Raw genomic sequence first — 7216 nt, forward strand, 5'->3', positions numbered from 1 at the left:
TGCCCTGCTCGACGCGTTGATCGATGGCTTCTTTCCAGTTCTAGAGGCCTACGGTGAAGCACTTGAGGAGCTGGAGGATGAGGTTGTCTCTAATCCCACCCGGCAAAGTCTGGAAAAGATTCACCGAATTAAGCGAGAACTGTTAGCCCTGCGGCGTGCCATTTGGCCCCAGCGAGACGCAATCAGCGTTTTGATTCGCGACAGCAATGATTTAGTCAGCAGCGAGGTGCAGGTGTACTTGCGAGACTGCTATGACCATGCCGTTCAGGTTCTAGATATGGTGGAAACCTATCGAGAAGTGGCATCGAGCCTGATGGATGTGTATGTTTCTTCGGTTGGCAACCGCATGAATGAAGTGATGAAGCTGCTGACGATGATTTCGACCGTTTTTATTCCCCTCACCTTTATTGTCGGGATCTACGGGATGAACTTCAATACTGAAAAATCGCCACTGAACATGCCGGAGCTGAACTGGTACTGGGGCTATCCTGTCTGTCTTGCAGTAATGGCGGTTATTGCGGCAGCTCTGATCTTCTATTTTTATCGACGTGGCTGGTTTGAGAATTTCTCAGGCATCAAGGAGTAGCGCGATGCGAAGCAGTTTTCCCTGCCGAGTGATTGGTAAGCGGATCACTGGAAAGCTCCTAAAGCGATCGAAAACAGAATCGTTCACTGAAATCAAAGACCGCTCGACTAAGAATGATAGGATCTCAAACTGCAAGCCCGAATTTTAGAAGAACTCCGAAAACTCTATGGATCTGCAGTCTCTAATCCGCGAAATTCCTGACTTTCCGAAACCCGGCATTCTATTTAAAGACATCACCACGTTGCTGCGAAACCCGGAAGGCTTGCGCTACACGATCGACACCCTGGCAGATAAATGCGCTGGTTTTGCAGTCGATTATGTGGTCGGCATGGAATCACGAGGGTTTATCTTTGGCGCACCGCTTGCCTATCGCATGGGAGTTGGTTTCATTCCGGTTCGCAAACCCGGTAAGCTCCCTGCTGCGGTTCACACAATCGAATATGCCCTCGAATACGGAACCGATCGCCTGGAAATGCACCAGGATGCCCTGCACGACGGCGCAAAAGTGCTGATCGTCGATGACCTGATTGCCACCGGAGGCACGGCTGGAGCAACCGCTCAGCTCATCCAGAAAACGGGCTGTGAAATCGCTGCCTATGCCTTCATCATTGAACTGGTTGACCTGAAGGGACGGGAGAATTTGCCCAAAGCCCCGATCGTCACGCTGGTGCAGTATTAGTAAATCATTACAATGAGGAACTAACAGGCAAATCATCTGGTGAGTCACTCCCTCCCCTCACCCCCTCCTCTCCCTATGACCTCCTCCTCTTTCCCTCAACGTGCCCGATCGCTGTACGGCTCGATCGTTGCTTTCTTCACCAGTGAAACAGTCGGCTATGTGGTCAAGCGGCTGCTTCAAGCGTTGATTACGCTGCTGCTCGCTTCGGCACTCAGCTTTTTTGTGATTCAGCTTTCGCCGGGCAGTTTTTTGGACAACTTGCGGGACAATCCGCAGATTTCGGAGGAAACTCTGAAACAGTTTCAGCAGCAGTTTGGGCTGGATAAGCCCATCGTGGAGCAATATTTTCTCTGGGTGCGGCAGATTTTCACCCGGCTAGATTTTGGCGTGAGTTTTGCCTATGCTCAGCGTCCAGTGACGGAGATTTTATGGGAGCGGATTCCCGCAACGCTGCTGCTCTCGATCGCTTCTTTGATCTTGACCTGGACGATTGCGATTCCGATGGGCATCGTGGGGGCGGTGCAGCAAAATCGAAAAGCCGATCGCTTCCTGCGAGTGATTAGCTATATCGGGCAGGGCTTTCCGACGCTGATTACCGGATTACTGCTGCTATTCTTCGCGCAGGTGACTTCGCCGCTGTTTCCGGTGGGGGGGATGACGAGCATCGATCATGCAGATCTGACCCCGATCGGCAAAATTCTTGATATTGCCTGGCACATGATTTTGCCGACGCTGGCACTCAGTATCACCAGCTTTGCCGGGCTTCAGCGGATTATGCGCGGCGAACTGCTGGACGTGCTGCGGCAAGACTATATTCAAACCGCACGGGCAAAGGGGCTGCCCGAAAATCGAGTAATTTACGTCCACGCGCTGCGAAATGCGGTCAATCCGCTGGTGACGCTGCTGGGCTTTGAGTTTGCAGGACTGCTGGGCGGTTCCTTTATCACCGAAAACTATTTCAACTGGCCCGGACTGGGACGATTAATTCTTCAGGCGGTGCAGGCAAAGGATCTGTATCTGGTGATGGCGAGTCTGATCATGGGTGCGTTTTTGCTGATTCTGGGCAACCTGCTGGCGGATTTGCTTTTGAAGGTGGTTGATCCACGCATTAAGCTGACCGATATGAACTAGCACGGCAGCCAGAAACGATTGACGAAGCCATTGGGGCTAAAGGGCAAAGTAAAAGTATTCGTGTCTTTTTGTATTTCAAAGCAATGCCTTTTGCAAATCTTTGCGATTTTTGGCACAAATGCTTCGCGCTTGTGCGCTGCTTCATCCCGTCCCCTTTCAAGTAAGATGAAGAGATGCCTGACTCTTCGATCGCTCTAACGTAGGTCTTAACTCAGGGCGAAAGCCTTGCCGATCAGGTGAGGAGTGGATTGCAACAGTTAGGCAACTGTATAGAAAGTCGCATCTTGGCAAAGGGAACGTATGAGCGAGCAAGAAATTTTTGACAAAGTGAAGAAAATTGTGGCAGACCAGTTGAGCGTTGATCCGGAGCAAGTAACTTCGGAAGCAAGCTTTGCCAATGACTTGGGCGCGGATTCACTGGATACGGTTGAGCTAGTGATGGCACTGGAAGAAGAATTTGATATTGAGATTCCTGACGAAGCGGCTGAAGGCATTGCAACGGTAGGATCTGCTGTGAAATACATCCAGGACAAAGCGGCTGCTTAAGGCGATCGACTGGCAAAAAGAAGGGTTGGGCGCTGTTGCTGACCGGACTGCTCCAGCCCATTTATTATTCAGTCTGTTATTGATTCGGTCTGTTATTAAGTTCTGTTTTCGCTGAATTTCTTGCTAAGCCTTACAGGTTTACTTCTCAATTTCACTGTTTGAAATTAACTGTCTGAGTTTACTGTTGTGCATTCCGGGTAGATTAAACCCTTGAAGCTGCTGTCATGACAAATTTAGGTTCTGAACTCAAGCGGGTTGTAGTGACGGGTCTGGGCGCAATCACCCCGATCGGCAATACCCTGGCGGAGTACTGGGAGGGGTTGCTGAGCGGTCGGAATGGCATTGGTCCGATCACGTTGTTTGATGCGTCTAAGCACGACTGTCGCATTGCGGGTGAGGTCAAGGGATTTGACCCCCAGGACTATATGGATCGCAAGGAAGCCAAGCGGATGGATCGCTTTGCCCAGTTTGCGGTTGCCGCCAGCAAGCAAGCCCTTGCAGATGCCGGATTTGTGATTAATGACCTGAATGCCGAGCAAGTCGGCGTGGTGATCGGGACGGGCATCGGTGGCTTAAAGGTGATGGAGGACCAGCAGGAGATTTACCTCAATCGCGGCCCCGATCGCTGTAGCCCCTTCATGGTTCCGATGATGATCGCGAACATGGCAGCCGGGTTAACGGCAATTCACACGGGCGCAAAAGGTCCGAATAACTGCACCGTTACGGCTTGCGCGGCAGGATCGAATGCGATCGGCGATGCCTTTCGACTGGTGCAGCGCGGCTATGCTCAGGCAATGATCTGCGGTGGCACAGAAGCAGCCGTAACTCCCCTATCGCTGGCAGGGTTTGCGGCTTGCAAGGCACTCTCCACCCGCAACGATGACCCCGTTCATGCCTGTCGTCCGTTTGATATCGGTCGCGATGGCTTTGTGATGGGCGAAGGCGCAGGAATTTTGATCCTGGAAGAATTAGAACATGCCCTGAGCCGAGGGGCAAAAATCTACGGCGAAATCATCGGCTACGGCATGACCTGCGATGCCTATCACATGACCTCTCCAGTTCCGGGCGGCGAAGGCGCAGCGAGAGCAATTCAGCTTGCCCTTAAGGATGCAGGCATTACTCCCGACCAGGTTCACTACATCAACGCCCACGGCACCAGTACGCCTGCCAACGATTCGACTGAGACGGCAGCGATCAAGACTGCGCTGGGTGAAACTGCTCATACAGTGGCAATTAGCTCTACGAAGTCGATGACCGGACACCTGCTCGGCGGCTCCGGCGGCATTGAAGGAGTGGCAACCGCACTGGCGGTTTATCACGACAAGCTACCTCCCACGATCAATCTGGAAAATCCCGATCCGGCTTGTGACCTGGACTACGTGGCAAATGCGAGCCGATCGCAGAAAGTAGAAGTTGCGCTGTCCAATTCCTTTGGCTTTGGCGGACACAATGTGACCCTAGCGTTCCGCAAATATCACGGCTAAGAAACCTGAATCAGCCTTCTTGTGGTGGGCATCTTGCCTGCCCACTTGAGGAGACAAATCTCTAGCTACTTATTGTGGGGTAGGCATCTTGCCCGCCTAGTCCAGGAGGCATCTTAACGGTCTGGTGAGTATCGAGAGATGTTGCAATGGGCAGGGGAGGACACCCACCCCATAAGAAATTTTTGCAAGCAATGAAGTCTGTGAGTCTAAGCCCTCTTTTAAGTCCACCCTTACACCTGCCTTTAAACCTGTCATGACTACTGCTTTTCCGATCGATCTCAGTGCCTATAAAACCGTTCAGCTTGATCCTCAAAATTCGACCCTGACTGACGAGCAGCGGGAAGCACTTAAAGCCAATATCCAGCTTTGTCGTGATGCGATCGTCTTTTTTACTGCAACCGGAGCCGCAACTGGAATGGGCGGACACACGGGTGGACCCTATGACACCGTGCCGGAAGTGGTAATTCTAGATGCGCTGTTTCGCAGTCAGCCCAATCAGTTTGTGCCGATTTTCTTTGACGAAGCCGGACACCGGGTGGGGACACAATATCTAATGTCTGTCCTGCGCGGTCAAATGCCTGCGGAACAGTTGGTGAACTATCGTCAGGCAAACTCGAAGCTACCCGGACACCCGGAACTGGGGTTAACTCCGGGCGTGCAGTTCAGTTCAGGTCGATTGGGACATATGTGGCCCTATGTGAACGGTGTAGCATTGGCGCATCCTGGCAAAGCGGTCTTCTGTCTCGGTTCAGACGGTTCGCAGCAGGAAGGCAACGACGCAGAAGCGGCAAGGCTGGCAGTGGCACAGCACCTCAACGTGAAGCTGCTGATTGACGATAATGATGTGACGATCGCCGGACACCCCTCGCAGTATTTGCCCGGATTTAGCGTTCGCAAAACGCTGGAAGGACACGGCATGAAAGTGCTGGAAGGCGACGGCGAAGACATTGACGGACTCTATAGCCGGATTTGCGAGGCAATTAACACACCCGGACCGATCGCCGTGATCAATAAGCGTCCGATGTGCCCCGGCATTACCGGGCTGGAAGGCTCCAACCACGGGCATGACGTAATCTCGGTGAAGCTGGCACTCACTTACTTGCAAGAGCACGGACACCAGGCAGCCGTCGATTACCTCAACAACATCCAGAAGCCGAAGCACGAATACGCCTTCCAGGGTGTTAGCGACAAGTGGGACTCCAACCGGAATGTCTTCGGGGATGCGGTTGTAACCGTGCTGGGACGGATGAGCGAAGAAGAGCGCAAATCTAAAGTAGTCGTGATCGACAGCGACCTGGAAGGTTCCTGTGGTCTGAAGAAAATCCACGATGCCCACCCCGAAGTCTTCATTCCCTCAGGGATTATGGAGCGGGGCAATTTGTCCGCAGCGGCGGGCTTTGGTATGGAAGAAGGCAAGCAGGGCATTTTTGCCACCTTTGCCGCTTTCCTGGAGATGTGTATCTCGGAAATCACGATGGCACGGCTCAATTACTCGAATCTGCTGTGCCACTTCTCCCACTCTGGCATCGATGACATGGCAGACAACACCTGCCACTTCGGACTCAACAACTTCTTTGCCGACAACGGGCTGGACGACGGCTACGAAACGCGCCTTTATTTCCCAGCAGACGCGAACCAGATGAAAGCCTGCGTCGAATCGGTGTTCTTTAATAAGGGAATGCGGTTTATCTTCTCGACGCGATCGAAAACGCCGATGATCCTGGACGCGAACGGCAACGAAATGTTTGCGGGCAACTATCAGTTCGTTCCCGGCAAAGATGAACTGGTGCGCGACGGCAGCGCGGGTTACATTGTTACCTTTGGCGACTCGCTCTATCGCGCGGTGGATGCTGCAGAACGTCTGAAGCAGGAAGGCATCGAGGTCGGCGTGATCAACAAATCGACGCTGAATGTGGTAGACGAAGAAATGATGGCAAAAATCGGCAAAGCTCCCTTCGTTCTCGTCACCGAACCCTTCAACCGCAGAACTGGACTGGGCAGCCGCTTTGGAACCTGGTTGCTGGAGCGTAGCTATACGCCTAAATATGCCCACATCGGCACTTACGAAGAAGGCTGCGGCGGCTTATGGGAACAGTACCCGCATCAGGGCATCGATCCCGATGGCATTATCAAGAAGGTGAAATCGTTGATTGGTTAATCAGATTTAGTAGGGCGATCGTCTTTCTGGGAAAGTGGGGGCGATCGTCTGAAAGAGTCTCAGCACAAATCTAAATTAATCCTCAAGACTGCTTCTCAGAAATGGGAGGCAGTTTTTTGCAAGAAATTTTTTGGGGCGATCGCAAATCAACGTTATTAGTCGGACTGTTAACAGTTTTTGCAACGTTACCAGTGGTTTTATAACAGTTTTTTGCACTACAGGTATTAGACTGCTACAGATAGCCTTACTCTGCCACTTTATCTTAAATACCTATAATGTATTTGGTATCGAATTTTCTCTATATTTCCTAAAGCAAATGCTGCAACAATCTAACGCACTTCGACGACTGGAAGAAACGCTTACTGAAGCAGTTACTGAAGGAGATAGGAAGCAACTGTCTGGACCCATTTTACTCAAGGCAATGAAGCTTAGCGAGCAACCTCAAAATATTGTAGATTTTTATGAGCTTTTAAACAAGGCTGAGGAAGAAGCAAGGAGCATAAGAAATAAACCAAAGATCGATAGATATCTCCAAACATTAGAGGAACTACACCAAGTTTTTGTTGTTAACCATGTGTGGGGCATACAATGGAATACTTTTGCTGCTCATATTGAGAATAAGGGTGTTCTTA

7 protein-coding genes are annotated in these 7216 nt (G+C 51.4%); all 7 read left to right on the forward strand.

The annotated features are described in order from the left end of the window. Positions 1–586, forward strand: a 586-nt coding sequence (gene corA, locus H6F80_RS12310) for a magnesium/cobalt transporter CorA (RefSeq protein WP_190791840.1), incomplete at its 5' end; no start/stop codon positions are given. Between the two features lie 166 nt (positions 587–752). Beyond that, positions 753–1265 (forward strand): adenine phosphoribosyltransferase, encoded by a 513-nt coding sequence (locus H6F80_RS12315; protein WP_190791841.1) that lies wholly within the window; start codon positions 753–755, stop codon positions 1263–1265. A 75-nt stretch (positions 1266–1340) separates the two neighbouring features. Beyond that, the gene (locus H6F80_RS12320; protein WP_190791842.1) at positions 1341–2396 is read left to right on the forward strand and encodes an ABC transporter permease; all 1056 of its coding nucleotides are present in this window, start codon (positions 1341–1343) and stop codon (positions 2394–2396) included. Between the two features lie 300 nt (positions 2397–2696). Beyond that, a complete protein-coding gene (acpP, locus tag H6F80_RS12325; RefSeq protein WP_190791843.1) occupies positions 2697–2942 on the forward strand; it encodes an acyl carrier protein in 246 nt (81 codons plus the stop codon). 224 nt (positions 2943–3166) lie between these two features. Continuing rightward, positions 3167–4426 (forward strand): beta-ketoacyl-ACP synthase II, encoded by a 1260-nt coding sequence (fabF, locus tag H6F80_RS12330; RefSeq protein WP_190791844.1) that lies wholly within the window; start codon positions 3167–3169, stop codon positions 4424–4426. 253 nt (positions 4427–4679) lie between these two features. Next, complete coding sequence (locus H6F80_RS12335) at positions 4680–6584, forward strand: thiamine pyrophosphate-binding protein (protein ID WP_190791845.1); 1905 nt, start codon at positions 4680–4682, stop codon at positions 6582–6584. 316 nt (positions 6585–6900) lie between these two features. Further along, a partial coding sequence (locus H6F80_RS12340) for a hypothetical protein (RefSeq protein WP_190791846.1) occupies positions 6901–7216 on the forward strand: 316 nt, incomplete at its 3' end.

Source organism: Leptolyngbya sp. FACHB-711 (genome assembly GCF_014695615.1).
Lineage (GTDB): Bacteria > Cyanobacteriota > Cyanobacteriia > Elainellales > Elainellaceae > Leptolyngbya_A.

What these genes read in the sequence shown, in the direction of transcription:
- fabF (WP_190791844.1), top strand. Translation starts at nt 3,167, where the DNA reads ATGACAAATTTAGGTTCTGAACTCAAGCGGGTTGTAGTGACGGGTCTG.
- acpP (WP_190791843.1), top strand. Translation starts at nt 2,697, where the DNA reads ATGAGCGAGCAAGAAATTTTTGACAAAGTGAAGAAAATTGTGGCAGAC.
- H6F80_RS12315 (WP_190791841.1), top strand. Translation starts at nt 753, where the DNA reads ATGGATCTGCAGTCTCTAATCCGCGAAATTCCTGACTTTCCGAAACCC.
- H6F80_RS12320 (WP_190791842.1), top strand. Translation starts at nt 1,341, where the DNA reads ATGACCTCCTCCTCTTTCCCTCAACGTGCCCGATCGCTGTACGGCTCG.
- H6F80_RS12335 (WP_190791845.1), top strand. Translation starts at nt 4,680, where the DNA reads ATGACTACTGCTTTTCCGATCGATCTCAGTGCCTATAAAACCGTTCAG.